Source organism: Deltaproteobacteria bacterium (assembly GCA_016219225.1).
Taxonomy (GTDB): Bacteria; Desulfobacterota; RBG-13-43-22; order RBG-13-43-22; family RBG-13-43-22; genus RBG-13-43-22.
Window position 1 is genome coordinate 15,122 of sequence record JACRBX010000039.1, and the last position, 26,014, is coordinate 41,135.

Genomic DNA, 26,014 nt, shown 5'->3' on the forward strand with positions numbered 1-26,014 from the left:
AAGATATGACGGGACATAAGGATCTCGTCTTGATCTATTTAGAAAATCAGCCCGTTTTTTTCGCCCGTATCGAAGATGTAATCCCGGATATAAAACCCGGCTGGGTACGCATGAAGTTTTTGATTCTTCAAGTACCGCTCTCTCTCGGGGAATGGATCCTCCTGCCGGAATATATTCAGGGCGAAGAATTTACCATGGGGGGTAAAAAAGTCCGGATTGAAAAAGTTGAGGTTCCTCAAGAAGCCCCGGAACCTCTTCCCCCCAAAACGGAAGGCAAAGTCGTTTCTATTTCAGATCGAAGGCGAAGATAAAGTTCTTTAAGGAAACCATCCCATGGAAAATGTGCAGGAATTGGATCGGGCTTTTCGTCGAATCCTTCAGCTTAAATCGAGCCCGGTGGCTGTCCGGATCATCAAAAACCATGAAGAAATGCCGGTGTTGTTTAAAAGACCGGAAAAACCCCTATCCAGTTTTTGTTTCGCGGTTATGGAGTCCTTTAAAGGAAAAGGGTTTTTTTTAACCCGGGCCGATGTTCAGTGTACCATGGGGTTGACCACCCTGGGTCTTCGAAAAGAAGGTTCGAAATTAGGGAAAAACAAACAAGGCGTTCAAATCGGGGTGTTTGGGAATGAACAGGCGGCCCAGAATTATTTTTCGAAGGGGATCTGTCTGCCGGCCGGCCAAACCCAAGGGGTGGCCATGAGTCCCTTAGAAAAGGCTGTCATGGGTGTGGATGTGGTCCTCTTTAAGGTCAATTCGGAACAAGCCATGTGGTTGTTGACGGCCACCCAATATCTGACCGGCGGTAGAAACGACCTCTCCGTTGGAACCGGGTTCCAGGGGGTCTGCGGAGATGCCATTGCCTATCCCCTGATGAATAAAAAAGTGAACCTGACCGTTAATGGGGTAGGGGACCGCATAGCGGCCACTATGGGTAAAAATGAATTATTTATGGGAATACCGGCCCAATTGATTAGTAAAATCGCCGCCAATCTCCTTGAAATTTGTCATAAACCCATTTTTAAGGCGCATCATTCCCCAAGGGGTTTTCAGAAAGCCCTCTCTTCGCGGAACGGGCCCCGGCCTTAAGGGCTTTTTGGTTCATATCCAGCAACTCTTTCTTAAAATGTCCGGCTAAAGTTTTCGAAAGGGCCTGAAGGGATACTTGTTTTGTGTAGACCGCCAAGGCCCCCAAAGCCACCATATTGGCCGGTTGCGGGCTTTGAGTCACATCCAGGGCGATACGGGTCAGAGGCAGGGAGACCAGATGGGTGGTGGGTAATTCCTTGACCAATCCCGAATCAACGATCAAGATCCCCCCTTTTTTTAAATCCAGGAAATTTAAATCCAGGGCTTTTTGATTCATAGCCAACAAGACGTCCAGATGGATGGACTTGGGATAATCAATGGCCTCTTCACTGATGATAATATCGGTTTTGCTGGCCGTCCCCCGGGCTTCCGGCCCGTAACTTTGGGATTGAACCACAAATTTTTTCTCGTAGAGGGCTATGGCTTCGGCCAGGATCATGCCCGCCAGGATCAACCCCTGCCCCCCTGAACCCGAGAGGCGGATTTCATATCTGGGAACCATGGTCACCTTTTTCAGTTGCGTTAAGCGAAGCGATCCTTTTTGCCTGGGCCTTGACCTTTTCATATTCTTCTAAAAATCCCGGAGCTTCTTTGTCCATCAAGACCCCGATGCTGAATTTACCTTCTCTTTCCTCCGGAGAAAGCCCTTCCCATTTTTCAACCGGAACGGCCGAGTCCCGCTGCCATTCCATCATTTCGACGGCCGTTCCCATCCTGTTCTTACGGCCGTAAAAAGTCGGACATTGGGTAATAATCTCCAAAAGCGAAAAACCGTTTTTGTGCAAGGCCTTTTCAATAAGCTTGTGGAGCAGATCGGCGTGATAAGCCGTCCCCCGGGCCACAAATACGGCACCGGCCGTTACGGCCAGTTCGGCGATGTTGAAGGCCGGTTCGATATTGTATAAAGCGGTCGTTGTGGCCATCTTGCCATAGGGGGTGGCCGGAGAATGCTGCCCGCCGGTCATGCCGAAAATACTGTTATTAATGATCAGGGCCGTTAAATTGATATTTCTTCGAGCCGCATGAATAAAGTGGTTTCCGCCAATGGCCAGGGCATCCCCGTCGCCCATAATGACAATGACCTTTAAATCCGGTTTGGCCATCTTGATCCCGGTGGCAAAGGTCAGTGCCCGGCCATGGGTGGTATGCAGGGTATTGAAATCTACATAAACACTCATGCGACCGGAGCAGCCGATTCCCGAAACCAGGACGATTTCATCCTTGGAATATTCCAAATGATCGATAGCCCGGATCAAGGCCCCAAGAACGATACCGTTACCGCAGCCCGGGCACCAGACATGAGGAAACTTTTTGTCATGCCGCAGGTACTGATGGATTAATTTAGTGATGTCTTTCATAATTTTAATTTTGATCTTGCATCATTTTTTTTAAAATTTCTTTGGGTGTTATCAAAGTCCCATCGAATTTGTTTAAGGTGACGACCCGGCAGCGCCCCCGGTTGACCCTTTTGACCTCCCGGGAAATCTGGCCCCAGTTCATTTCCGGGACCAATAAGGATTGGCAGGCAATGGCCGCCTTTTCCACGGCCGCCCTGGGAAAAGGGAAAAGGGTCAACAATTTGAGCAGGCCGGCCTTAAGGCCCATCTCCCTGGCCTGACGGACGGCATGGAGGGCCGAGCGGGCCACCGAGCCATAGGCGATGATGACCTGTTCGGCGTCTTCCAGATAAAAAGGTTCCACCCATTGGATGTCGGTATAATGTTCGCTTATTTTTTCCTGCAACCGTTTCTGAAAGGCGAAAACTTCGTCGGGACGATTGGTCGGAAATCCCCGAACGTCGTGGATGAGACCGGTCACATGGTAGCGGTAGCCGTCTCCAAAAGAGCTCATGGCCGGGACCAGGCGACCTTGGGTTTCGAAAGGAACAAACCATTCCGGAGGTACGGTAGGCCGGATCCGTTCGATCATCGGAAGCTCATCCCCCCGGGGCAGGGTCAGGACTTCACGGGTATGGGAAACGACTTCATCGGAGAGGATGATGACCGGCGTTCGGTATTTTTCTGAAAAATTAAAGGCTTGCAATGTTACCAGATAGCAGTCCAGGGTGGTGGAAGGGGCTAAGACGATAATCGGATGATCGCCGTGGGTCCCCCAACGGGCCTGCAACACATCCCCCTGGGCCGGACTGGTCGGCAGTCCGGTGCTGGGACCTCCCCGCATGACGTTGACCACCACACAGGGGACTTCCGCTACACAGGCAAAGCCGAGGTTTTCCTGCATTAAAGAAAATCCTGGGCCGCTGGTGGCTGTCATGGCCTTGACCCCGGCCAGAGATGCACCGATAACGGCCCCCAGGCTGGCGATTTCGTCTTCCATCTGGATGAAGGCCCCATCCAGGGCCGGCATCTTCTGAGCCATCATCTCCATAATCTCGGTAGCCGGTGTTATGGGGTAACCGGCGTAGAAACGGCAGCCGGCAGCCAGGGCCCCCTCGACAATGGCCTCATTCCCCTGCCAGAAGACCCTCTGGGGTTTATGACGGTTCATGGCTATCCTTTTCCTGTTCTTTTACTGAGATTGCAAAATCCGGACAGCGTAGTTCACACAACCGGCAGCCGATACAGGCCTTCGGATCGGCCAGAAAAGGCATCCCTTCCGCATCTCTTTGCAAGGCCTTTTTAGGGCAGAAGGCCGTACAGAGGCCGCAATTTTTGCACCAGGACTTATAGATTTCTATTTTGGGGGCCGTTTTTTTCATAGATTTAGTTTAAAAAGGTTATTGATGGAAGTAAAGGTGTTGGGGTTAAAAAGGCGGCACAGACCTTTTTATTTACGGGTTATCTCATCGGCAATCCCGATTCTATCGTTCAGGACCCGAAAGGCCTTGGACCACTCGATTTGGTCAATCAATCCGTTTTGTTGAGCCAGTTTCTGGACATGATTCCAATAGGAGAATTGTTTTTGATAGGTATTGGCGTGGGCCTCCAGAAATATCTTCTTGTCCGGGTTGACCGCCACTTTTATTGGTTCATAGACGATGGTTATGGGGACACCGGATTTAATACGGCCGTATAAGTCTTCGATATCCTTGGTGGTCATTCGAATACAGCCATGCGACGTGGAATGCCCGATGCTTTCAGGCCAGATAGTGGCATGGATCCCATAGCCCGGAATCGACAGCGGGAGCCAGTATTTCCCCAGAGGGTTGTCCGGGCCGGGTGGGACTTTTTCCAGGACGAATTTCCCTTCTCTCCTCATTTCCTCCTGGATCGATTTGGGGACCGTCCAGGTGGGATTTTTAAACCGGCCGGTTATGGTAAATGATCCGATAGGGGTCGGCCAGTCCTGCCGTCCAAGTCCGACCGGGTATCTTTTGCGCAGCAGGCCATTTTCAAAAAAATAGAGCATGTGACCCGGGATGTTCAACAACAGCCCGTCGGTCATTTGGGTCTGGGGAATAATATGCCGGCTGTTGGCCACTAATCGTTGCCCGACGTTTAGCTTAAAAGGGGGGGTGAGCAGGTTTCTCGAAGCCAGATATTGCCAGATTGACCCGTACCTTCCGGAAATCGAATAGAGAGAATCTTTGCTTTGAACAACGTACCAGTGTTCTCCCCCTTCGACTTCTGAAAATACCGGCCAGGTGGGTTGATAGGCTGTCCCCAGGGCTGGGGAAAGCAGGATTACCCCATAGATGATCAAAAAGGCCGGAAGCGTGGCCCGGGGCCGGCCCTTCATCAGGACGTTCCAGGCTGAAAGGAAATTTACCATGGGAACCCCAAAATTTCGTATTGTTCATTTTAGATAGTTTTCTTTAATCAAGATGTCAAGAAATAGTTTTTGAAAAAACCAACAGCTTATAAGTGGGGCCGAGAATATTGGATTGACCCTCACCCGGATTTCAATTAAAATAAAAAATAAAAAGGCCTTAGAAAAGGACAACTCCATGAAAATTTACGACAGCATTACCCAGGTGATAGGAAAAACGCCTTTGATCCGGCTCAGGCGGATTACACAGGATTGCCGGGCAGAAGTCGTTGGAAAACTGGAATCCTTTAACCCTTTGAGTTCGGTCAAAGACCGGATTGCCTTATCGATGATCGAAACCGCAGAAAAGGAAAACCGTCTCGGACCGGGCACCCTGATCATTGAACCCACCTCCGGCAATACCGGGATCGGATTGGCCTTCGTCTGTGCGGCCCGGGGTTATCGATTGGTCCTGACCATGCCTGAAACCATGAGTCTGGAGCGCCGAAAGCTGCTTAAATTATTAGGGGCGGAACTGATCCTGACCCCTGGTGGCGAAGGGATGAAAGGGGCCATTCAAAAGGCCGAAGAACTGGCTAAAGAACACCCCAATTCTTTTATGCCCCAGCAATTCAAAAACCCCGCCAATCCGGAGGTCCATAGAAAAACCACGGCTGAAGAAATTTGGATGGATACCGAAGGCAAGGTGGATATCCTGGTGGCCGGTGTCGGGACCGGGGGGACCCTGACCGGAATTGCAGAGGTAATAAAAATGAGAAAACCTGCCTTTCAGGCCATTGCCGTGGAACCCAAAGACTCCCCGGTCTTATCCGGGGGTAAGGCCGGGCCTCATAAGATCCAGGGGATTGGCGCCGGATTTATACCCGACATCTTGAATTTGAACCTGATTGACGAGATCATTCAATGTAATAACGAAGAGGCCTTCGAATCGGCCCGAAGATTGGCCCGGGAAGAAGGGATCGTCTGCGGCATCTCTTCCGGGGCGGCCCTCTGGGCCGCTCTTGAGGTGGCGAAACGACCGGAGAACACGGGGAAATTATTGGTCGTCATTTTTCCTGATTCCGGAGAACGGTATTTGAGTACCGCTCTGGCGGAGTTTTGATACTGGATGCTGGATGGTGGATACTGACAAGCTCCCTGGGACATGAGGGTTTAACACAAGAATAGAGTTCGGAGTATAGAGTTCGGAGTTCGGAGTAAACCATTTTCAGGCTTCGTGGCGCCCCAAGGGGATGGGGGACCGGGATCAGGGGCCGGGGGTCAGTGAAAGATATTTCCATAATGCCGATCAGGAAGGGAAAAAGGGGATGAAAAACTTTTTTTATCCGAACAGTGTGGCCGTTATCGGGGTATCGAACTCTCCGGACAATTTAGGAAAGAATATTGTTTCCAATCTGATGGAATTTCAGTTTAACGGGCAGATTTTTTCGGTCGGCCCCAAAGGGGGAGTCCTTTTCGGACAGAGGATCTATCCGGAACTCAGGCAAATACCGGATGAAATCGATTTAGCCGTCATTCTGACCCCGGCAGTAACCGTCGCGGACCTTTTAGGCCAATGTGGCGAAAGAGGGATCAAGAGGGTAGTTATCGAATCCGGAGGGTTTCGGGAGTTTGCCAAAGACCGGGCCCATCTGGAAAAAGAGATGGTGGACGTAGCCGAAAAATATTCGATTCGTTTTCTCGGACCCAATGGGATCGGCAATATCAATATGGAAAACGGTTTGTGTCTCCCCTTTATGGCCATGCATAAAGATATGCGCCCTGGTCCAATCTCCATTTTAGCCCAGAGCGGGGGCGTGGGCTTGAGTTATCTCGGATTTCTGGCCAGCGAAAATATCGGGATCAACAAATTTGTCAGCATGGGTAATAAATTGAATGTGAACGAGAACGATCTCCTGGAATACTTGATCCAGGACCCGGGAACCGAGGTTATTTGCCTCTACCTGGAAGGCATTTCGGACGGAAGGCGATTGCTGGAGATCATCAGCCGTTCCTCAAAACCGATCATTATCCACAAGTCCAATATAGGTCCGGTCAGCGCCCAGATCGCCTTCTCCCACACGGCGGCCCTCCTTTCAGACAACAATGTGGTCGAGGCGGGATTAAAACAAGCCGGGGCCATTCGCGTCCAGGATTTCGAGGAGGCCATGAATTATCTTAAGATCTTAACCCTGCCCCGTCTGAAGGGAAACAGACTGGCCGTGGTTTCCCGCTCCGGCGGTCAGGCGGTAGTGGCGGCCGACTCCTGTTCTAAATATGGATTTGATCTTCCGGCCTTTCCGGAAACTTTTTTTGAAGACATCGAAAAACATTTTCGGGCCAATGTGATCAAATTGTCCAATCCTCTCGACCTGGGAGATCTTTTTGATCTGCCGGTTTATGTCCGGATCGTGGAAGAAACGATTAAACGCGATGATATCGACGGCCTTATCCTGATTCATGTCTACCGGGAAGGAGGGGAACAGGAAGGGTCACGCAAAATGATCCAGAAGGCCGAGAAATTGGGCTTGCGTTATCAAAAACCGGTGGCGGTTTGTATTTTTTCCGAAGAATGGGAGATCGCCTACATTAAAAAGCACTTTACCATGCCCATATTCCTGTCTCCGGAAAAAGCGGCCCAGGCCCTCCACCTCTCTTTGCGGTTCAGCCAACAAAAGGTTCAGGGATGGAAGGGTGGAGAGATCGGCCCTGAGGTGAACCACCAGGCCGTGGTCGAAATTTTTTCCAAGGCCAAAGCCGAAGGCCGGCCCTTATATCTTTTTGAGGGATTGGAAATCCTTTCTCATTATCAATTCCCGGTTATCCCCTTTGCCAGGGCCTGGTCCCTGGATGAGACCCTGGAGAAAGGCGAACAACTGGGCTTTCCCTTATCCCTTAAGCTGGCCATCCCTTATATGGCCCATAAATTTGATGTCGGAGGCGTTATCCTCCATATCAAAGATCCGAAAGACCTCGAATCGGCTTATTATCAATTAGAAGAGGTGGCCCGGAGAGAACCCGGGGATCTGGAGGATTTTACGGTAGTCCTCCAAAAAATGAGTTCCAGAGGACGGGAGGTCATTTTAGGCGGCAAACAGGACCCTTCCTTCGGACCGGTACTACTTTTTGGAATCGGGGGAATTTATGTGGAGGTCATTGGCGATGTGGTTTTGAGAATCGCCCCTATAAATCGGATCGAAGCTCAGGGCATGATTCATGAAATCAAAGGCATCAAGCTTTTGAAAGGGGTCCGGGGCCAAAAACCCTCCGACGTTGAGGCTGTGGTTGAAACCATTCTGAAACTTTCCCGGCTGATGGTCGATTTTCCCGAGATCGCCGAGATTGATATCAATCCGGTTATGGTCTGTGAAACCGGCCAGGGCTGTCAGGTGCTGGATGTCCGGCTGGTGCTGGGGGAATAGGGTTTGACAGGATTGACAGGATTAAAATCCAGATAATCCGGTAAATCCTGTCTAATAAAGTTTTTTTATTATACTCTCATGTCCACGGGGCCCGCGAAAAATGAAAATACGAATATCGAATATCGAATATCGAATCATGAATGTCGAAGGAGAGTTTCCACTAAATTCCGAAATCCGAAATCCGAAATCCGAAACAGGAATCACTCCCTAATGGAAAGCAAAACCCCGGTAACTCTGGAAGGCCATATCGAGCGCATCACCTTTCAGAATCAGGAAAACCATTTTACCATTGCCAAGATGAAAATCAAAGGGCGAAGGGATACGATTACCGTTATCGGCCATTTATTTTCCATTTCTCCCGGAGAGGTTTTAAAAATCCAGGGGTATTATGAACAGCATGCCAAGTATGGCCTTCAGGTCCGGATCGAAAGCTATGAGTCGTTAATCCCGGCTACGGTGGTGGGTATAGAAAAATATCTCGGCTCCGGGTTGGTTAAGGGTATCGGGCCGGAAATGGCCAAAAGGATCGTGAAGCGATTCGGATTGACGACTTTGGATATTATCGAAAAAGACATCCAAAAACTTTCCCTGGTAGACGGCGTGGGGCCTAAACGGATTGTTCAGATCAAAGAAGCCTGGAAAGAACAAAAAGAAATCCGTCGCATCATGATTTTCCTGCAAGGCTATGGGGTCAGTACGGGACTTGCCACCAAAATCTTTAAGACCTACGGCCAACAGGCCGTAACCAGGATGCAGGAAAACCCTTATACCCTGGCTTCCGATATCTTTGGAGTCGGTTTTCTAACGGCCGATCGCATTGCTCAAAAAATGGGCATAGAAAAAGAGGCCCCTGTCAGACTTCAGGCCGGCCTGACCTATATTCTTCAGCAGAAGAGCGACGAGGGGCAGGTCTGTCTCCCGAAAGAACTATTGATTCAAACCGCCGAAAAACAATTAGAGGTGGATTCCAGCCGGCTTGATCAGGCCCTGGAAGCACTCATTCAAAAAAAACACCTCCGGACCCGGCAAAACGATCATGGAGAAATCCTGGTCTTTTTACCCTATCTCGATCTCTCCGAGGAAGGTATTACTCAAAGGATTGAGGCCTTGTTAAAAGGAAAACCGAAAAGCGACGGCCGGACCGGGGAGATCATTGCGTATGTAGAGAAATCCATGCGCCTGAATTTGTCCGGTCAGCAAAAGGAGGCGGTTCAAAAGGCCCTGACCCAAAAAGTCTTGGTCATTACCGGCGGTCCCGGTACCGGGAAAACCACCATTATCCGTTCTATCTTAGAGGTTTTTAAACAATTAGACCGTCGATGCCTCTTAATGGCCCCCACCGGCCGGGCGGCCAAACGGCTGTCGGAGGTTACCCATTATCCGGCGGCAACCATCCATCGCAGCCTGGGGTACAACCCCAAGATGGGTGGGTTTCAAAAAAATGAGGAACATCCCTTATCTGCCGATCTGGTGGTCATCGATGAAGCCTCCATGGTCGATACCTATTTGATGTACCATCTCCTGAAAGCCGTTCCGGATCCTGCGATTTTGATTATGGTTGGTGATATTTTTCAACTGCCGTCGGTGGGTCCGGGAAACTGCCTTTCCGATTTCATCCAATCCCATAGGGTTCCGGTGGTCCATTTGGAACAGATTTTCAGACAGGGTGAAGGGAGCCTGATCGTCATCAACGCCCATCGGATCCATCAGGGGGATATGCCGATCTTGCCAAAAGAAGAGGGGGGCCGAAACCAGGAGTTTTATTTTCTGGATCAGGAGGACCCGGAAAAGGCCGCCCGCTGGATACTGGAACTGGTCCAGGAAAAGTTGCCCAAACGCTACGGACTTGACCCCTTTCAGGACATCCAGGTCCTGACCCCCATGTATAAAGGGGCGGTGGGAGCAGAAAATTTAAACCTCTTTCTGCAGCAACAATTAAATACCGAACAGCGTTGCATCCAAAGAGGCCCCCGTTCTTACAAGCTTGGGGACAAGGTTATGCAAATCAGGAACAATTACGACAAGGAGATCTTTAACGGCGACATCGGCCGTTTGTCCAAAATCGATCCGGAGAACCAGGAGGTCTGGGTCAATTTCGACGGCCGGTTTGTGGTTTATGACTTCAGCGAATTGGAAGAGCTGGTATTGGCCTATGCCATCTCCGTCCATAAATCACAAGGGAATGAATACCCGGCGGTAATCCTCCCGGTCATGATCCAACACTTTATCCTGTTGCAGAGGAACCTGATCTATACGGCCGTTACCCGGGCTAAAAGAGTGGTCGTTTTAGTGGGAACCAAGAAGGCCCTGGCCATAGGCATCAAAAATAATAAGCCCCAATTGCGGTACAGTTTTTTAAAGGAAAGGTTAATCCATCTGCCTTGAATCTTTTTGGCGGATTTAACTTTTGACGAAAAGCGTGATAGAGAGAAAGGACGGTGAGCCTATGAAGCTGGCGAAGAATGAAGAACGGGCGCTGAAAGAACTGCGCGATTTTTTATATAAAAGATACCCGATAGTTGATTTTCGTCTCTTCGGTTCAAAGGCACGGGGAGAAGGAAGCCAGGACTCAGACCTTGATGTGATGATAGAAATTCCTGATTATGACCGGATGACTGTGGATGAGATTGATGACATCATTTATAGAATTAATTTAGAAAATGATGTTTTCATTTCCGCCATTATTTTCGGGAAGGATGAAATTGAACAAGGGCCGATGTCCGAATCGCCAATATACAAAGCCATCCAGCGAGAAGGATTATCTTTATGACCACGGATGATAAGAAAAAGACCTTGGCTCAATACAGATTACAACAAGCTCAGGAGAGTCTGGAAGAAGCCCATTATCTTTTCAACGGTAGTAAAAGCCTTCGCTCCGTGGCCAATCGTCTTTATTATGGAATGTTCTATGCTGTCCTGGCCCTTTTGATCTTTGAACCATACACATCGTCAAAACATACAGGTGTGATTGCCTACTTTAATAAACGCTTTGTCAAGGACGGAATTTTTCCCGAGACGATGGGGCGCTCTTTCAACAAAGCTTTCGATTTAAGGAATCGAGGGGATTATCGCGAATATTTTGAATTGACCAAAGAAATAGTAGAACCTCTACTTGTCGAGGCTACTCAATTTGTTCTATCCATCAGAACATACCTGGATAAGAATTCGTAAAGGCCCTGGCCATAGGCATCAAAAATAATAAGCCCCAATTGCGGTACAGTTTTTTAAAAGAGAGACTGATCCATCTTCCTTGATTTTTCCTTTTCCCTAATCAGAGAGGCGAAACATGAATGGAAGCAGAAAGATAGTTGAGGAATTGCTTTCCGGAGCCGGCGTCCGGATCAATGGCCCGGATCCATGGGACATTCAAGTACGGGATGAAAGTTTTTATACCCGGGTCCTTAAGGACGGCAGCCTCGGTCTTGGTGAATCGTATATGGCGGGCTGGTGGGACTGTGCCCGGATCGATGAGTTTATCTGGCGGGTTCTCAAAGGAAATCTGGAAGAGAAAGTCCGAGGGAATCTCGGAATGTTTTTGGCCACCCTCTCGGCCCGGTTATTCAATCGCCAGTCGTTGGCCCGGGCCAAGATCGTCGCCCAGAGGCATTACGATCTAGGAAACGATCTTTTCTTTTCTTTCTTAGACCCCCGCAATCAGTATAGCTGCGCCTACTTCCAGGGAACAGACGACCTGACCGAAGCCCAGCAGAAAAAACTCGATCTCCTTTGCCGAAAAATTGATCTGCACCCCCAGGATCATATCCTGGACATCGGCTGCGGCTGGGGTGGTTTTGCCCACTATGCGGCCGAACAGTACGGTTGTCAGGTTACGGCCGTCAATATTTCCGGGGAGCAGGTCCGGCACGTCCGCGAATCCTGTCGGGATCTCCCGGTAAACATCCTCTGTCAGGATTATCGGCAAATCGAGGGGCGCTTCGATAAGATCGTCTCTGTCGGTATGTTCGAACATGTGGGACGGAAGAACTACCGGACATTTATGAAAATCGCCCACCGCTGTCTGAAGGAGGGGGGAATCTTTCTCCTCCATACCATCGGGGGCAATGTTTCACGGATCAACTGTGATCCCTGGATCCACCGCTATATCTTCCCCAACGGAATGCTGCCCAGCATCGCCCAGATTGCCAGGGCGGTAGAGGATCTTTTCACCATCGAGGATCTCCACAATCTCGGCCTTCACTACGATAGAACCCTCCTGGCCTGGAATGACCGCTTTCAAAAAGCCTGGGACGGCCTGGCCGGCAAATATGATCCGGTTTTTAAAAGAATGTGGGAATATTACCTCCTGTCGAGCGCCGGGGCCTTCCGTGCCCGAGATATTCAGTTATGGCAGATCGTCCTGACCAAAACAGGCACCCGCCAACCGCTATGCCGGGTTGCTTAGGATGGGATAAGGGGGAGGTCTGACATTCTCCCCTGATTCTATGACACAGGGAATGAGGATGTCGTAATTTTCTTTTTGACGAAGTTCCTGGGAGACGTTACTATAGAAGCCATAATAGAGGAGGTAACCATGAATTTAAATTCTGTTTCCGTATTCGATCTAAGTCCACCAGAAAAGCTTCAACTGGTAGAAGATCTCTGGGATGATCTGGCGGCTACCCCGCCAGAAGTTCCTGTACACGAATGGCAAAAGGAAGAGTTGGCTCGCCGAAAGGCTAACTTGATGAACAATCCGGCTTCGGGGCTTTCGTGGGCCGAGGTAAAACGCAAGGTACGAAGTCGGTATGGCCGCTGAGCTAATAATCGCGCCGGAAGCACAACAGGACGTCGATGAGGCATATTGTTGGTACGAAGATCGTCGGCTCGGTTTGGGGGAAGAGTTCCTCGGCAGTGTGGAAGCTTGTATTCAGGCAATTTGTCGAATGCCTGAACTTCACGATAGAATCCACGAGGAATATCGTCGGGCATTAGTGAGGCGATTTCCGTTCGCCGTTTTCTACGACTAGACTGGTGGGGGTGGTGACCGTTTACTCCATCTTCCATACCTCCCAGGACCCAAAAAAGTGGCACAATCGCTTGATTTGAAGGCTCATGGGGCGGATAGTGTGCAGCGTACCAAACCACCGGCCTTGATCTGCCGGCCAGAGGTTGATCTTATCCGAGTTTTCGCGCATCCGGAACGCGCGGCTTGAACGCTTTACGCTTGATCGGATGATTACGATCCTTACTTACGGCCTCACAAAGTCATAACTTTTATATCCATAACATCGATAAATCCGAAAAGTCCGCAGCAGGTGTTTCCCCCGATAAACCTTAAAAGGTTCCAGAGTTTCCACCCGTTCGAAATATTTTTCCAGGACCCCTGATTTTTCGTCCGGGAAGTGTTCAAAGTCGGACCAGATAAAGAGGGCATTCTTGCCCATTAACGGTTTGGGATTGAACCAGTAATCATAAGCCAGGGCTTTTTTCCCTAAAACGGTCTGGGCGAAGGTCTCCGGGTGACCTTTTAAATAGAACTGTAATTCCGAGGCCGTCTTATGCCCCCAGGAGAAGATAAAAGGGGACTCCTTCCAATTCTTTTCGCTCCGGATTGTTTCTATGTGGCGGGCCAGTTCCGGCCAACCGGTCATGGTATCGGCCGATCCGGAAACCTTGATCTGCGGAATCAGGGGCCAAAGATGGAATACCAGAAAAAACAGCACCACGCTCACCCAAGTCCAGCGGGCATAGCCACGATAAATCCATTGCCATCCAAAGTTTCTATTTTGATAATAGGCCACCATCAATAGCAACAATGGCGGGTAGGCCGGGATCAACCAGTTCATCTTAACCCATTCCCGTGTGGCCACCAGGGTAAACAGGCCCACCATCGGCAGGGCCAGACTGAGCAGGAGCGTTTCCATAGAAGGTTTGATGCGCCAGAAGCGTTTAATGCCCAGTCCGATGGCCCACCAAAAACCGGCAAAAACCAAAGGGGTAGTGATCCCCATCTGAGAGGCAAAAAAGGCCCCTAATTCCCGGCTGCTGAAGGATTTCATCTCCCCGGCCCGCTCGGTGGATTGAAAGGCCAGAGAGGCCCAGTCGTGTTGCCCATTCCAGATCAGGACCGGACTGAAGACCAGGAGGGCCAGGATCAGACCCGCATAGGGCTCGATCCTTTTTAAATAGTGCCGGTGTTCAGAGGATAAGATCAGGAATAAAAATAGGGAAAGTATGAAAAAAACGGCTGTGTATTTGGAAGTCAGGGCCAGACCCAAAGCGATTCCGGTCCAAAGATAAAAAGAATATCGTTTTTCCATTAAGGCGAAAAGGAATAAAAACCAGCTCAGACACCAGAAAAAAACCAGGGGACAATCCGGAGTCATAATCAAAGCGGTGATGGAAAAAGTCGGCAGGAAGTTCATCAATAAAGCGGTCCTGAAGCCGGTCCGTTCATCAAACATCCTCTTCCCGATCAGAAAAATAAGCCAACTGAACCCGAAAGAATAGAGCAGGGCGCCTAAACGAATGGACAGTACCGTGGGGCCGAAAAGCTCGCCGAAGAGAAAAATGGTATAGGCCGTCAGAGGGGGATGATCAAAATAACTCAAGGCCGGATGGAGAGAGAAAACCCAGTAATAGGCCTCCTGGGGGGAGAGGGGCAAAAGCAGAGCATAGATCAATCGAAAACAAAACAGGCCGGATAAAAGAATAAAGAGCCTTTGTGGATAAGAAAGGGATTTAAGGAAATGGGTCATGGGATGGTTATGCTAACCAAGGATTTTCAAGCCGTCAATATATTTTCTTTGATGCGTTCGTAAAAAGTCCAAAAGCGCCGTTTTACGTCATTCCCGTGAAAACGGGAATCCAGTGTTTTTAATTAGTTACATATAGCCTGGATTCCCGCCTGCGCGGGAATGACGAGTTTTTACGAGACCATCTTCTTTGAATTAAACTGAATAGTTGCTGCAGGGTTAACTAAAAAAATATTTTATAGTGAAATTTTTTCTTGACAAATTAATTTGATAATGTTTTTCTATTTTTGAAAATAGACCGGGAGGTCAGTCTATTTCTGGTTTAACTGCCGATTAAAGATCTATTAATAAAGACTATGAACAAAAACAATGAAGTAAAAGAAAGAATCATCGAGGAAAGTATTAAGGCTTTCCTATCCAGGGGTTTTAGAGGAACGACCACGAAAGAGTTAACCGATGCCGCTGGAGTGGCTAAAGGCACCCTGTACTGGCATTTCAAAAGTAAGGATGAGATTCTCGACGCAATTTTAGAAAAATTTTTCAAAGAGTTTATTGGGGGTATTAAGGACGCAGTCGATAGGTGTTCGGGAAATTTTCTTGCTAAGTTTAAAACGTTTTTTAAGTTCGGAAGTGAATTTAGCCGGGACAACCGGGAATTGATGTTGGTTTTTCAAACACTGCTGGGAGAAATCGCAGGGACCAATTCAGAAGCTGCAATGAAAATGAAGGCCATACAAAATAACTATGATCATTTCGTTCAAATGCTGCTCGATCAAGGTAAAAAGGAAGGCTTGTTTGGATGGGATATGGATACCTATATTCAGGCCCGAATTATGACCGCGACCCTGATGGGAAGTTATCTCCAGTGGTATCTGTATGCGGACCAACATGATGCCGAATATGACAGGCGTTATGCGCTTGCCCTCAGAAAGACATTGCTGAAAGGCATAGGAGTGGAAATTGATAGAGACCTCCCCAGGTAATTTCCCAAATGTTCGAAACGAACATAACCATCATTACGAAAAAATTGCCGGTCCATCGGAAAGGAAATTTTTTTAATTAGTTATAGACCGGGCGGTCAGTCATTCTAAATAAAAGGAAACGGGAAGCCCCTTTCTATGAAGGAGGGATTACCTGGAACACTACTGAAAAGAGAGGTGAAATGATTTTGAGATAAGATCTAAGTAAGAGTAAATCGAAAATATTAAATGGGGAGAGAATTTTTATGAAATTCACCATCCCAAAACGAGGAGGATCAATATCATGGATTATTTAGATACTAATTTAAACCTGGCCGATGAAGATCTGGCGATAAGAGAGGCAGCCCATAAGTTTGCCAAAGAAGTTATGCGGCCGGCAGCTAAAAAATTGGAGCAACTGACACCGGAAAAGGTGATAGCGGACGATTCCCCCCTTTGGCCTTTTCTTAAAACAGCCTACGAATTGGGGTACCATAAGATCCTCTTTCCTGAAGAAGTGGGAGGCATGGGTCTAACCCCACTGCAGCAGGCTATTGTCATGGAGGAGATGGGTTGGGGGAGCAATGGGTTGTGCATCCAATTAGGGGCCGCGGGCGCCCACGCACTGGGAGGTTTAATGAGTATGAACCCGGCTCTGTTGGAGGAGTTCACCATACCCTTCTGTAACTGCAAGGATGGGAGCATTCGAGGGTGCTGGGGGGTCACTGAACCGGATCATGGCTCTGATACCCTTGGTTTTGGCGACCCTTATTTTGAATCCTCTCAACTGCGCGCCAGTTGCCAAGCCAAGCGTGATGGGGACGAATGGATTATCAATGGGCAGAAATCCGCTTGGGTCTCCGGCGCTCCGATAGCCACCCATTGCCTGCTTCATACGCAGATTGATCCCACCAGAGGTTTTGCGGGGATTGGCGCGGCCATTGTACCGCTGGATCTCCCCGGATGCTCCAAAGGCAAACCCCACGAGATGTTGGGTATGAAAGAACTCAATCAATGTGAGCTTTACTTTGATGATGTCCGGATCCCGGCCCATTACATGTTTTTGGATAATGCCGACTATTATCCTGCTTTTGGTAACCAGATTTTAGCCGGCTTCAATATGACCGTAGCCTGTTACGCGACGGGTATAGCCAGGGCCGCCTTTGAGGAAGCCTTTTCATATTGTCAGCAGAGGGTCCAGGGAGGACAACTCCTTAAGGAGCACTATTCCATCAAACAGAAAATATTTGAAATGTTCAGCCGGGTTGAAGCCTGCCGGGCCTTGAGCCGGAACGCTGCCCTGTTGAATTCGAGTATCGTCCCTGCCTTTCCCGAGTATTCGATTGCGGCTAAGACTATGGCCACTGAAATGGCGTTTCAGAACGCCCATGATGCGATTACGATCTTCGGGGCCAATGGGTTGACCAAGGAATATCTTCCGGAGAAACTCTTTCGTGATGCCCGAGCAAACCTTGTTTGCGATGGTACCACGGAGACGCTCAGAAAGGTGGGAGGATATACACTGTTTGAAACTTATCCCAGACCTCGTGGGAGCATGCAGCGCATGCGTTAGAAGCAATTAAGAATAGGAGTTCTTAATATGCCAAGAATTTTTTAAATACCCAAAAGGAATAATGGGGCGGACCTTTTTATGACATTGATATTATAAACCATTTAAAAAAGGAGAAAAAAAGATGGCCTTCACAAATGTAAAAGAGACTTTTGAAAAGATGCCGACCGTGTTTGATGCTACAAAGGCGCAAGGAATCAATGCTGTTGTCCAGTACGTCATCGATGGGGCGGGAGGAGGAAACTGGTTAATTGAAATAAAGGATGGCAATTGCCGGGTAGAAGAAGGCACACATGATTCTCCCAAGGTCACGATCACGATGAACGCCGAGACTTGGCTGGCCCTGGTCAACCAGGAAATAAGCGGCATGCAGGCCTTTATGGGCGGCAAACTGAAAGCGACCGGGGACATTATGCTGGCCCAAAAAATTCCTGTGATTTTCCCCCTTTAGATTGAGGTCTAGACGCCGATTTCTCATGCAGTCTTACCTTGGGGCCCGAAGTAGCGTAATTGCAGTAAAACGTGAAGTATAAATAAGGATACTCGGGAGGAATAGTATGACAAAAAAACTCTTAGAGCCAATAGAGATTCATGGAATGAGACTGAAGAACCGGGTAGGGTTTGGCCCTATACTTGGTATGCCCGTCGACCCGGAGGGTTTTGTAAATAGCGAGACGGTAAGATGGTTCGAAGAACGGGCACGCGGCGAGGTAGGGTTCATAATGAGTGGGACCCTTGTGCCCCTGCCTCCCGATGCTATCGCCAAGAACGCCCCGGTGATGCCGGAAACAGGGGCCTGTATCTACGATGACAAGTACATCCCGGGATGGGCCAAGCTGATCGACGTGATCCATTCATACGATGTGAAGATCGGGGGTCAAGTGGCCGCCCCAGGCCCTATGATGGGGGAAGGCCCTTCGTCTTCTCCCTTTCCGGATGAACAATCAGCCCGGTTTGGGATTTTCGATCTTATGGCGGGTACGATACTACCCGTTGATGAAATTTCCTTCGAACGGATGGAGGCGATCAAACGCTTTCTTACAGCGGCCGCCGGCCGGGTAAAGGCCGCAGGCTTTGACTGTGTAGAGCTGCATTGTGCTCACGGTGGTGCCAATCTTCATGCCTCCTTTCTCTCGCCTTACTATAACAGGAGGACGGATCAGTACGGCGGCAACTGGGAGAACCGGCTTCGCTTTATCGTCGAAACGATCGAGGCGATACGCCAGGTTGTGGGGAGGGACTACCCTCTTCTCGTAAGATTCTCTGCTGATGACTTGCTGGGAGAACGGGGAATTACACTGGAGGCCTCTGTGAAGTATATCGTTCCGGCCCTTGAAAAGGCCGGTGTGGACGCAATCGATGTGAGCCAGGGATCTGTCCTGCATTCCATTGAGGGTATTTCCATCCCCTTGTACTACCCGAGAGGCTGCTTCATCGAAAATTCCGCTGCCATTAAAAAGGCGACGAGTCTTCCCGTGATCGGTGTGGGCCGCATTGTCGATCTCGATATGGCCGAGCAGTTTCTCAAGCAAGGGAAAGCAGATGTCATCTATCTTGCGAGCCAGTTAGGTGCCGATCCTGAAACACCCAAGAAGTATTTTGAGGGGAGGTCGAATGAGACCAGGAAGTGCATCGGCTGTAAACCCATATTATGCAGCACCCCTTGTACCCTCAATTATGACTCCGAGGTTGGTCGCATCCCGTTGACCCCTGCGAAAACACCCAAGAAGGTCCTTATCATAGGCGGCGGAGTGGGTGGCATGGAAGCGGCCAGGATTTCGGCCATGAGGGGACACCAGGTCACCTTGATGGAGAGAGAGCCTGAACTGGGCGGTATCGTGGCCGCCTTGGGCCGGACGAAATTGATGAGTGAGTTTAAAAACATCATCGCCTTCTTGGGTACGCAGATGAGGAAGTTGAATGTTGATGTGAGGGTGTGTAAAGAAGCCACCACAGCCGATGTAGATGATATAAAACCGGATGTCATTATTATTGCCTGCGGTTCTTCCATGGTGATTCCCGAAATTGCCAAAGACAAGCCAGGGGTGATGGATCATATCCATGCCTGCCGTGAGCCGGAAGCCGTGGGTCAGAGAGTCGTTATTTGGGGACTCGTCGCTGCGGAACTTGCCCTCTCCATGGCCCAGGAGGGCAAAGAGGTGACACTAATCGGCAGTGGAGATAAGACGACATTGGGTGGGGCCTGGGTAGAAGGCTCGCGTCAATTATATATTTGGAAAAAACTGACGGATATGCCCCTTGCCAGGGAAACACCCGAATCAGAACGGGTGCAGAATCCTCAGGTTCTTTATGGAGCGAATCTTGAGGAGGTCACTCCGGAAGGGGTGAGAATCCGGGATAAGGATGGATCGGAAAAGATCCTTCCTTATGACACCCTTATCGTATCTCGTTTGAGGGTGCCCAATAAATCCCTCTTTGAAGCTCTCGAGGGGAAAGTAAAAGAAGTGTACAAGATTGGTGACTGCGACAAAGTACGCAACATCAAAAATGCTATCTGGACGGCCAACGAAGTGGCCCGTAAGATCTGACAGGAACCAGACAATAGAGGAGGTATTGCATGGCAGGAACGATGACGGGGAAAACCGCGCTGGTCACCGGCGCGGGATCAGGAATCGGTCGGGCGGTTGCCCTGGCCTTCGCCAACGAAGGCGCCAGCGTGGTTGTAGCGGATATCGATCCCGATGGAGGCCGGGAGACCGTTCAACAGATTCAACAGGTGGGGGGGAAGTCCATCTTCTCTGAATGCGATGTGAGCCGGGAGGATATGGTCAAGACCATGATGGAAGCAGTGGTCAAGGAGTGGGGACGGATTGATTGTGCCTGCAATAATGCAGGCATTCATAACGCCATGCCGGGAACATTGGTCGACACGGACCGGGACCTGTGGGATCGAACCATTGCAGTGAATTTAACCGGCGTTTTTTTGTGTATGAAATATGAGATCCTACAGATGGTAAAGCAGGGAGGCGGGGTAATCGTCAACATCGCCTCCCTGGCCGGCCTTATCGCGGAACCGGGATCTCCAGCGTATACCGCCTCCAAACATGGAGTGATGGGGCTCACCAAAGCGGCTGCTCTGGACTGTGCCAGGGACAAGATTCGGATCAATGCCGTCTGCCCGGCCTGCGTCGATACCCCCATGTTGGCTAAAGCTCCAGAGGAAGTAAGACAATACCTGAAAACTCTTCATCCCATAGGCAGGTTTGGGAAGCCGGAGGAAGTGGCGGCGGCTGTAATGTACCTTTGTTCTGACCTGGCCGGGTTCACAACCGGAGCCGGCATCGTATTGGACGGCGGTGCGAGTGCAGTATAGAGATCCGGGTTTAAGGTATCGGAGGCATATATGAATCAGGAACGCCCCTATTGGAACATGGAGATGGAGCCGCTCTATGGGACGTCCGAGATGGCGAAGATCCAATTTCAGAGGCTTAAGAATCAACTCATCAGGCTAAAGACCAAGGGTGGATACTATACCCGCATGATGGAACGGAACAAGTTGGATCCTGAAAAGCTAAGCGGGTTCGATGAATTCAAAGATAAGGCGGAGATATTCAGCAAGGCAACCTGGAAGAAGATTGTGGACGATTGCGAGGGCGATATGCTGAAGGCCCTCGATGAACGAATTGCCTGCAGCCTTGATGATCTCATTATGATTGCCACCACAACGGGAACGACCGGTATCCCAAGCCCTTACGCATTTACGGCCAGGGACCTGTGGGAACTCTGGGGAGAGTATACCGCCCGTGGATGCTGGCGTGCCGGGATACGGGCTCATGATCGAGTCCTCCACTGCTTTGCCCTCTCTATGGTCATAGCCGGTCTCCCGGCAGCCATGGCCTACACCAAAGTCGGAGCTACAATATTACCAGTCGGTGCGGAGGGCAAAACCGAAAGAATTCTCATGACCCAGCGCATGTGGAAGGGAACGGTATACCTCGGAACCCCCTCCTTGCTGGAATACCTCATCGAACAGACCCCAAAAGAGATCGGCAAGGAAGTGAGGGACCTTGGTTTCAAGTTCCTGGTTTGCGGGGCCGAGCCCGGGGCAGGTATTCCCGAAGTGAAGAGGAAACTGGAAATGTCCTACGGCGCCAAGATTTTCGATATTGGTGCAGGGCTCGGTTTTTCTTGTGACCATCACGAATATCAGGGTATGCATTGGCTGGGCGACGACCTGTCCTACTATGAGCTGGTGGACCCTGATACCAAACAATCCATCCCCATCACCAACGGGGCCAGAGGAGAGATGCTTATGACGACGCTCTACGCCGACGGGTTGGTGTCGGTTAGAGAAAGCGCCGGAGATGTCCATGAGGTGTTTACCGAGCCATGTCCCTGCGGCCTTACCGGATTCCGGTATAAAGTGGTCGGGCGGGCGGACGATATGCTCAAGGTGAAGGGTATCATGGTTTACCCAAGCCATATTAAAGGGGTGGTTAATGAGTTTGTGCCACGGGTCACCGGGGAGATTCGCATCATTCTGGACGAAAAACCCCCACGGGTAGTGCCTCCGCTGAAGATAAGGGTGGAGCATGCCGCCGGGGTTTCCGGCACGGAATTAGAGGCCCTGGGCAAGGAGATCTCCGAGGCCATGAGCAAACGACTCAAGATCAATCCTCGGATTATCTGGGCCGAACCCGGTAGTCTCGAACGGAGCACATACAAAGGACAGATATTTGAAAAAAATTATATAAAACAAGGAGTTAGCTGATATGCGGGATGTCTATATCGTGGGCGTCGGAATGACGCGTTTTTTTAAATGGCTGGAGCGGGGGATCAAGGATTTGACCCAGGAGTCTGTAACGGAAGCCCTTAACGACGCAGGTCTTCAGAAAAACCAGATAGAGGCGGCGTGGTTCGCCAATTCGACCTGGGGTTATTTCGAAGGCCAGGACCAGGTCCGAGGTCAGGTGGCTTTGGCCTCCTTGGGCATACACGAAATCCCCGTAAGCAATTCGGAAGGAGCCTGCGGTGGCGGATCGCAGGCGCTTCACGGAGCCTGGCTCGCAGTGGCGTCAGGAGCTTACGAGTGCGCTATGGCGGTCGGGGCCGAAAAGCTTTACAACGAGGACAAAACAAAGTCCTTCCGGGCGATAGCCTCAGGGACAGACGTAGAAAACACAAAGTTGATGACCGATTCCTGGATAAAGAGGTTGCACGATTTAGGCATTGCCACGTCAGCCGAGGATGTGGTCGACCAGGATAATATGACCCGCAGCCCCATGATGGACATTTATGCCTACATGATCCGATGGCACATGAAAGAATATGGCACCACGCAACACCAGTTGGCGCTGATTACCTCCAAGAATCATCGGCACGGCTCGATGAACCCCAAGGCCCAGTATCAAAAAGAGATGACCGTGGAGGAAGTACTGGCAGGAAAGCCTATTGTTTACCCTTTGACGGCTCCTATGTGTGCGCCCTTGGGTGATGGGAGTGCCGCGGCGATCCTGTGTTCCGGAGATTTCCTGAAAAGGATGAAGTCCCCGAGACCGGTCAAGGTGCTTGCATCGGTCTATGGAACGAGTACCCCGAGATGTTTTGACGAGCCGGAGAAAGGAATTGAAGTGAGGCTGTCTGCAAAAGCCTACCACCTGGCCGGAGTAGGCCCTGAGGATGTCAGCCTGCTCGAAATCCATGACGCAGCGTCATACGGGGAACTGAAGATGACCGAACAACTCGGTTTCTGCAAGCGAGGAGAAGGCGGACCACTTGCCGAATCGGGTGGGACAACGCTCGGCGGGAAGATCCCCGTGAATGTCTCGGGAGGACTCATCGCCCGTGGACACCCCCTTGCGGCTACCGGCATCGCTCAAATCTATGAGCTTACGACGCAGCTTCGTGGAGAAGCCGGGAAGAGACAGGTCGAAGGGGCCAGAATAGGGATGTCCGAAAATGGCGGGGGACAGATCTACTTTGAAGAGGCCTCCATGGGCATACACATCCTGGAAAAGGTACTTAAGTGATTCGATCGGTCTATGACCGGACGAAGTTATCTGCCTTTTCTACGAAAATACCGTTCGTCGTTCGGCGAAAACAATTTTCATGCTTCGTGGTGCCCGCTGTAGGTGGGCATGAGGGCTTAGTGCTTTGATGGAGCCGAGGCGATGGGGGCTCAAATAAGGAGATGTTGTGCCCGAATCGATTCTGAATCATAAAAAAGTGCTGGTCGTTGATGACGAACCGGACATTCTGGCGGTCGTTAAGGAAGAAATAATGGAGTCCTGTCCCGACACCGAGGTCGATACGGCAAACGACTATCCCGGCGCTGCCGAACTCCTGAATTCAAAGGAGTATGACCTGGTTATTCTCGATATTATGGGCGTTCGTGGCTTTGATCTCTTACCCATTGCGGTAGGCCGGAAGTTTAAAGTAGTCATGCTCACGGCTCACGTCCTTAACCCTGAAGCCCTCTCCAAAACCCATGACTTGGGCGCTATGGCCTACTTACCCAAGGACGAGCTTGGCAACCTGGTGCCCTTCCTCGAAGACGTCCTGCAACATAACCATGAATCCATGTGGCAGTTGCTTATGCAAAAACTGGAGACTTACTTTACCAAAAAGTTCCAATCCCCAGATTGGAAGGACAAGATCCGTTGACATAATTTCTATGTTTGGGGTTATGAAACCCGTTCTTATCAAAGATTCATTATGGAACAGAAACGCACAACGGAAAAAAGTAAACATAAAAATAAAGACGATGGGAGGCAATAAATAATGAAAAAAACTGATAATGCAAGACCTAAGTTAACCACACTTTTTCAAATTATTTCCATAACGGCTCTTTTGTTATTTTACATGGCCTTGACAGGTTGCGCTTCAATGCAAAAAGGCTCCCAGGAGGTTACCAGACTTAAAGAATCGCGTATGGCCCCTTTGCCAGAGTCTCAATGGAATGTAGAGCAAACAAAATTGCTCACCCCCTTGAAGAGAGATGGTCACGTGCCCAATGTATTTACCACAATTGCAAGAAATCAAAAATTATTTGAGCGTCATGGTAAATTTGGTTTCTACGTGTTGTTTGAACAAACTCTGCCGGCCCGTGACCGGGAAATTCTTATTCTACGCATTGGCTGGCTGTGTCAGTCTGAGTACGAGTTCGGACAGCACACGATTTTAGGTAAAATGGCAAAACTGACCGACGAAGAAATCCTGAACATCACCAGGGGGCCGAATGCTTCGGGATGGAACACTTTTGAGGCGGCCTTAATAAATGCCGTTGATGAGCTTTATTATAATGCAATCATTTCGGACAGCACCTGGAAGGTGCTTGCAAGTAAATATAATGAACAGCAGCTTTTGGACCTGATTTTTACTGTCGGGCAATACAATCTGGTTTCCTGGGCATTAAACAGTCTGGGTGTTCCATTGGATAAGGGTATTCCTGGATTTCCAGAAGGTTCAAAATAGATGATGGGACATCCATCTTTTCATAATCCCTCCTTTAAAACCAAAAGGATCCTGAAACATAAAGATCGGATGTTTATGACCATCCGAAAAAATAGCTTCCTGGCCGGTGATATCAATAGCCTCGGAAAGGGGAGGACACTATGTCGGGCCTGAAAGCCAAATTGGAAAATCGCAATGCCCTGATTACTGGCGGGAGTAGAGGTATCGGCAAGGCGATCGCCTGCCGTTTTGTTGAGGAGGGGGCCAACGTCTTTCTCTGCGCGCGTGGTGAAAGATCTTTGAACGAAACTGCGGAAGAACTCCGGCAGATGGGAGGAAAAGTCGCCATCCATGTGGCCGATATTTCGGATCAAGGGTCCGTAGAACGCATGGTGGGCCAGGCCCTGGTCGAATTCGGGGGCCTCGACATCCTGGTCAACAACGCAGGAATAATGATGGCCAGGCGGTTTATGGATTATACCTTCGAGGAGTTCGACCGGATAATGAAGGTGAACTTTTATGGCGTCTGGTATGTAACCCGGGCGGTTCTCCCCTCCATGATGGAACGGAAAAGAGGCAAGATTGTAAACATAGCGTCTACTGCAGGCAAGTGGGGCTCCATGAATCAGAGCGCTTATAACACTTCGAAGCACGCCGTAGTAGGGTTGACAAGATGTCTGGCTCTTGAAATGGCACCGTTTCATATCAACGTCAATGCAATCTGTCCCGCCGGGGTAGAGGGCGACGAAATAGATTCCATGGTGGAACACTGGGCCAATGAGTTGAAGGTAACCAAGGAACAGGCACGGAAGAATATTTCCTCTCGATCTCCTATTGGTCGTTTTATCAATCCCGACGAGGTTGCAGCTCTTGCAGTATATCTCGCATCCGACGAATCGGATGCAATGACGGCCCAGGCGATCTCTCTTTGCGGGGGATACCTTATGGTGTAGTGCATTGACGGATACTCTCTCGATGGAGAGCCGATCCGGGAAGGAGCGAACACATGAAATGGACAGAGATCGATCATGAGTTGAAAGAGCGGATGCGCCTGAGGACAGATTCCATTGGATGACGGACGAAAAGGTCATGAAGAAGCCGCAGTGTCGATACGGCCTTCGGGCTGAGCGAAAGGAGGTGAGGAGCAGAAAGAACGGA

25 protein-coding genes are annotated in these 26,014 nt (G+C 49.9%); 19 read left to right on the forward strand and 6 right to left on the reverse strand.

Annotated elements, in window-relative coordinates; all coding sequences use genetic code 11:
• The first annotated feature begins 5 nt into the window (after positions 1-5).
• Together HY879_02805 and HY879_02810 are read left to right on the forward strand one after the other, a co-directional pair.
• A complete protein-coding gene (locus HY879_02805) occupies positions 6-311 on the forward strand; it encodes a hypothetical protein (protein MBI5602259.1) in 306 nt (101 codons plus the stop codon).
• A gap of 22 nt (positions 312-333) precedes the next feature.
• Positions 334-1,089: a DUF169 domain-containing protein gene (locus HY879_02810; protein MBI5602260.1), complete on the forward strand. Its 756-nt coding sequence runs from the start codon at positions 334-336 to the stop codon at positions 1,087-1,089.
• On the opposite strand, the gene HY879_02815 is transcribed toward HY879_02810, so the two are convergent.
• The 5 genes from HY879_02815 to HY879_02835 form a co-directional block, all read right to left on the reverse strand.
• Positions 1,022-1,591: a 2-oxoacid:acceptor oxidoreductase family protein gene (locus HY879_02815; GenBank protein ID MBI5602261.1), complete on the reverse strand. Its 570-nt coding sequence runs from the start codon at positions 1,589-1,591 to the stop codon at positions 1,022-1,024. The two genes, HY879_02810 and HY879_02815, sit on opposite strands and share 68 nt — an antisense overlap.
• Positions 1,575-2,447 carry a 2-oxoacid:ferredoxin oxidoreductase subunit beta gene (locus HY879_02820; GenBank protein ID MBI5602262.1) on the reverse strand — a complete coding sequence of 291 codons (873 nt, stop codon included), beginning with the start codon at positions 2,445-2,447 and terminating at the stop codon, positions 1,575-1,577. The genes HY879_02815 and HY879_02820 overlap by 17 nt, the downstream gene beginning before the upstream one ends.
• Positions 2,448-2,451: 4 nt before the next feature.
• Positions 2,452-3,597 (reverse strand): 2-oxoacid:acceptor oxidoreductase subunit alpha, encoded by a 1,146-nt coding sequence (locus HY879_02825; GenBank protein MBI5602263.1) that lies wholly within the window; start codon positions 3,595-3,597, stop codon positions 2,452-2,454.
• Positions 3,584-3,808 (reverse strand): 4Fe-4S binding protein, encoded by a 225-nt coding sequence (locus tag HY879_02830; GenBank protein ID MBI5602264.1) that lies wholly within the window; start codon positions 3,806-3,808, stop codon positions 3,584-3,586. Before HY879_02830 ends, HY879_02825 begins: the two co-directional genes overlap by 14 nt.
• A 68-nt stretch (positions 3,809-3,876) precedes the next feature.
• Entirely contained in the window at positions 3,877-4,821 is a 945-nt protein-coding gene (locus tag HY879_02835; GenBank protein ID MBI5602265.1) for a L,D-transpeptidase family protein, read from the reverse strand.
• Between the two features lie 175 nt (positions 4,822-4,996).
• On the opposite strand from HY879_02835, the gene cysK reads away from it, so the two are divergent.
• From cysK to HY879_02870, 7 genes are all read left to right on the forward strand, one after another.
• Complete coding sequence (cysK, locus tag HY879_02840; GenBank protein ID MBI5602266.1) at positions 4,997-5,920, forward strand: cysteine synthase A; 924 nt, start codon at positions 4,997-4,999, stop codon at positions 5,918-5,920.
• A gap of 205 nt (positions 5,921-6,125) precedes the next feature.
• Positions 6,126-8,219, forward strand: coding sequence for an acetate--CoA ligase family protein (locus HY879_02845; protein ID MBI5602267.1), 2,094 nt, complete (start codon positions 6,126-6,128; stop codon positions 8,217-8,219).
• Positions 8,220-8,429: 210 nt separating this feature from the next.
• The gene (locus tag HY879_02850) at positions 8,430-10,604 is read left to right on the forward strand and encodes an ATP-dependent RecD-like DNA helicase (protein ID MBI5602268.1); all 2,175 of its coding nucleotides are present in this window, start codon (positions 8,430-8,432) and stop codon (positions 10,602-10,604) included.
• Between the two features lie 61 nt (positions 10,605-10,665).
• The gene (locus HY879_02855) at positions 10,666-10,989 is read left to right on the forward strand and encodes a nucleotidyltransferase domain-containing protein (GenBank protein MBI5602269.1); all 324 of its coding nucleotides are present in this window, start codon (positions 10,666-10,668) and stop codon (positions 10,987-10,989) included.
• Positions 10,986-11,390 carry a HEPN domain-containing protein gene (locus tag HY879_02860; protein ID MBI5602270.1) on the forward strand — a complete coding sequence of 135 codons (405 nt, stop codon included), beginning with the start codon at positions 10,986-10,988 and terminating at the stop codon, positions 11,388-11,390. Before HY879_02855 ends, HY879_02860 begins: the two co-directional genes overlap by 4 nt.
• Before the next feature lie 115 nt (positions 11,391-11,505).
• The gene (gene cfa / locus HY879_02865; GenBank protein ID MBI5602271.1) at positions 11,506-12,621 is read left to right on the forward strand and encodes a cyclopropane fatty acyl phospholipid synthase; all 1,116 of its coding nucleotides are present in this window, start codon (positions 11,506-11,508) and stop codon (positions 12,619-12,621) included.
• A 129-nt stretch (positions 12,622-12,750) separates the two neighbouring features.
• A complete protein-coding gene (locus tag HY879_02870) occupies positions 12,751-12,975 on the forward strand; it encodes an addiction module protein (protein MBI5602272.1) in 225 nt (74 codons plus the stop codon).
• A gap of 433 nt (positions 12,976-13,408) precedes the next feature.
• Here HY879_02870 and HY879_02875 read toward each other — a convergent pair whose 3' ends face one another.
• Positions 13,409-14,917, reverse strand: a complete 1,509-nt coding sequence (locus HY879_02875) for a glycosyltransferase family 39 protein (GenBank protein MBI5602273.1) — start codon at positions 14,915-14,917, stop codon at positions 13,409-13,411.
• A 353-nt stretch (positions 14,918-15,270) separates the two neighbouring features.
• Here HY879_02875 and HY879_02880 point away from each other — a divergent pair, with 353 nt between their 5' ends.
• From HY879_02880 to HY879_02925, 10 genes are all read left to right on the forward strand, one after another.
• Entirely contained in the window at positions 15,271-15,897 is a 627-nt protein-coding gene (locus HY879_02880) for a TetR/AcrR family transcriptional regulator (protein MBI5602274.1), read from the forward strand.
• A gap of 280 nt (positions 15,898-16,177) precedes the next feature.
• Positions 16,178-17,446 (forward strand): acyl-CoA/acyl-ACP dehydrogenase, encoded by a 1,269-nt coding sequence (locus tag HY879_02885; GenBank protein ID MBI5602275.1) that lies wholly within the window; start codon positions 16,178-16,180, stop codon positions 17,444-17,446.
• A gap of 121 nt (positions 17,447-17,567) precedes the next feature.
• Positions 17,568-17,894 carry an SCP2 sterol-binding domain-containing protein gene (locus tag HY879_02890; GenBank protein MBI5602276.1) on the forward strand — a complete coding sequence of 109 codons (327 nt, stop codon included), beginning with the start codon at positions 17,568-17,570 and terminating at the stop codon, positions 17,892-17,894.
• Positions 17,895-18,000: 106 nt separating this feature from the next.
• Positions 18,001-19,992, forward strand: a complete 1,992-nt coding sequence (locus HY879_02895) for an FAD-dependent oxidoreductase (GenBank protein ID MBI5602277.1) — start codon at positions 18,001-18,003, stop codon at positions 19,990-19,992.
• A gap of 29 nt (positions 19,993-20,021) precedes the next feature.
• The gene (locus HY879_02900; protein MBI5602278.1) at positions 20,022-20,777 is read left to right on the forward strand and encodes an SDR family oxidoreductase; all 756 of its coding nucleotides are present in this window, start codon (positions 20,022-20,024) and stop codon (positions 20,775-20,777) included.
• A gap of 30 nt (positions 20,778-20,807) precedes the next feature.
• Entirely contained in the window at positions 20,808-22,175 is a 1,368-nt protein-coding gene (locus tag HY879_02905) for an AMP-binding protein (protein MBI5602279.1), read from the forward strand.
• 1 nt (position 22,176) lies between these two features.
• Entirely contained in the window at positions 22,177-23,433 is a 1,257-nt protein-coding gene (locus HY879_02910) for a thiolase family protein (protein ID MBI5602280.1), read from the forward strand.
• A 166-nt stretch (positions 23,434-23,599) separates the two neighbouring features.
• Positions 23,600-24,067: a response regulator gene (locus HY879_02915; protein MBI5602281.1), complete on the forward strand. Its 468-nt coding sequence runs from the start codon at positions 23,600-23,602 to the stop codon at positions 24,065-24,067.
• 117 nt (positions 24,068-24,184) lie between these two features.
• Positions 24,185-24,877, forward strand: coding sequence for a carboxymuconolactone decarboxylase family protein (locus tag HY879_02920; GenBank protein ID MBI5602282.1), 693 nt, complete (start codon positions 24,185-24,187; stop codon positions 24,875-24,877).
• Between the two features lie 140 nt (positions 24,878-25,017).
• Positions 25,018-25,809 (forward strand): 3-oxoacyl-ACP reductase FabG, encoded by a 792-nt coding sequence (locus tag HY879_02925; GenBank protein ID MBI5602283.1) that lies wholly within the window; start codon positions 25,018-25,020, stop codon positions 25,807-25,809.
• The last annotated feature ends 205 nt before the right edge of the window (positions 25,810-26,014 follow it).

What these genes read in the sequence shown, in the direction of transcription:
- HY879_02805 (MBI5602259.1), top strand. Translation starts at nt 6, where the DNA reads ATGACGGGACATAAGGATCTCGTCTTGATCTATTTAGAAAATCAGCCC.
- HY879_02920 (MBI5602282.1), top strand. Translation starts at nt 24,185, where the DNA reads ATGAAAAAAACTGATAATGCAAGACCTAAGTTAACCACACTTTTTCAA.
- HY879_02850 (MBI5602268.1), top strand. Translation starts at nt 8,430, where the DNA reads ATGGAAAGCAAAACCCCGGTAACTCTGGAAGGCCATATCGAGCGCATC.
- cysK (MBI5602266.1), top strand. Translation starts at nt 4,997, where the DNA reads ATGAAAATTTACGACAGCATTACCCAGGTGATAGGAAAAACGCCTTTG.
- HY879_02900 (MBI5602278.1), top strand. Translation starts at nt 20,022, where the DNA reads ATGGCAGGAACGATGACGGGGAAAACCGCGCTGGTCACCGGCGCGGGA.
- HY879_02835 (MBI5602265.1), bottom strand. Translation starts at nt 4,821, where the DNA reads ATGGTAAATTTCCTTTCAGCCTGGAACGTCCTGATGAAGGGCCGGCCC.
- HY879_02855 (MBI5602269.1), top strand. Translation starts at nt 10,666, where the DNA reads ATGAAGCTGGCGAAGAATGAAGAACGGGCGCTGAAAGAACTGCGCGAT.
- HY879_02820 (MBI5602262.1), bottom strand. Translation starts at nt 2,447, where the DNA reads ATGAAAGACATCACTAAATTAATCCATCAGTACCTGCGGCATGACAAA.
- HY879_02815 (MBI5602261.1), bottom strand. Translation starts at nt 1,591, where the DNA reads ATGGTTCCCAGATATGAAATCCGCCTCTCGGGTTCAGGGGGGCAGGGG.
- HY879_02885 (MBI5602275.1), top strand. Translation starts at nt 16,178, where the DNA reads ATGGATTATTTAGATACTAATTTAAACCTGGCCGATGAAGATCTGGCG.
- HY879_02880 (MBI5602274.1), top strand. Translation starts at nt 15,271, where the DNA reads ATGAACAAAAACAATGAAGTAAAAGAAAGAATCATCGAGGAAAGTATT.
- HY879_02830 (MBI5602264.1), bottom strand. Translation starts at nt 3,808, where the DNA reads ATGAAAAAAACGGCCCCCAAAATAGAAATCTATAAGTCCTGGTGCAAA.
- HY879_02925 (MBI5602283.1), top strand. Translation starts at nt 25,018, where the DNA reads ATGTCGGGCCTGAAAGCCAAATTGGAAAATCGCAATGCCCTGATTACT.
- HY879_02810 (MBI5602260.1), top strand. Translation starts at nt 334, where the DNA reads ATGGAAAATGTGCAGGAATTGGATCGGGCTTTTCGTCGAATCCTTCAG.
- HY879_02870 (MBI5602272.1), top strand. Translation starts at nt 12,751, where the DNA reads ATGAATTTAAATTCTGTTTCCGTATTCGATCTAAGTCCACCAGAAAAG.
- HY879_02910 (MBI5602280.1), top strand. Translation starts at nt 22,177, where the DNA reads ATGCGGGATGTCTATATCGTGGGCGTCGGAATGACGCGTTTTTTTAAA.
- HY879_02905 (MBI5602279.1), top strand. Translation starts at nt 20,808, where the DNA reads ATGAATCAGGAACGCCCCTATTGGAACATGGAGATGGAGCCGCTCTAT.
- cfa (MBI5602271.1), top strand. Translation starts at nt 11,506, where the DNA reads ATGAATGGAAGCAGAAAGATAGTTGAGGAATTGCTTTCCGGAGCCGGC.
- HY879_02825 (MBI5602263.1), bottom strand. Translation starts at nt 3,597, where the DNA reads ATGAACCGTCATAAACCCCAGAGGGTCTTCTGGCAGGGGAATGAGGCC.
- HY879_02845 (MBI5602267.1), top strand. Translation starts at nt 6,126, where the DNA reads ATGAAAAACTTTTTTTATCCGAACAGTGTGGCCGTTATCGGGGTATCG.
- HY879_02860 (MBI5602270.1), top strand. Translation starts at nt 10,986, where the DNA reads ATGACCACGGATGATAAGAAAAAGACCTTGGCTCAATACAGATTACAA.
- HY879_02875 (MBI5602273.1), bottom strand. Translation starts at nt 14,917, where the DNA reads ATGACCCATTTCCTTAAATCCCTTTCTTATCCACAAAGGCTCTTTATT.
- HY879_02890 (MBI5602276.1), top strand. Translation starts at nt 17,568, where the DNA reads ATGGCCTTCACAAATGTAAAAGAGACTTTTGAAAAGATGCCGACCGTG.
- HY879_02895 (MBI5602277.1), top strand. Translation starts at nt 18,001, where the DNA reads ATGACAAAAAAACTCTTAGAGCCAATAGAGATTCATGGAATGAGACTG.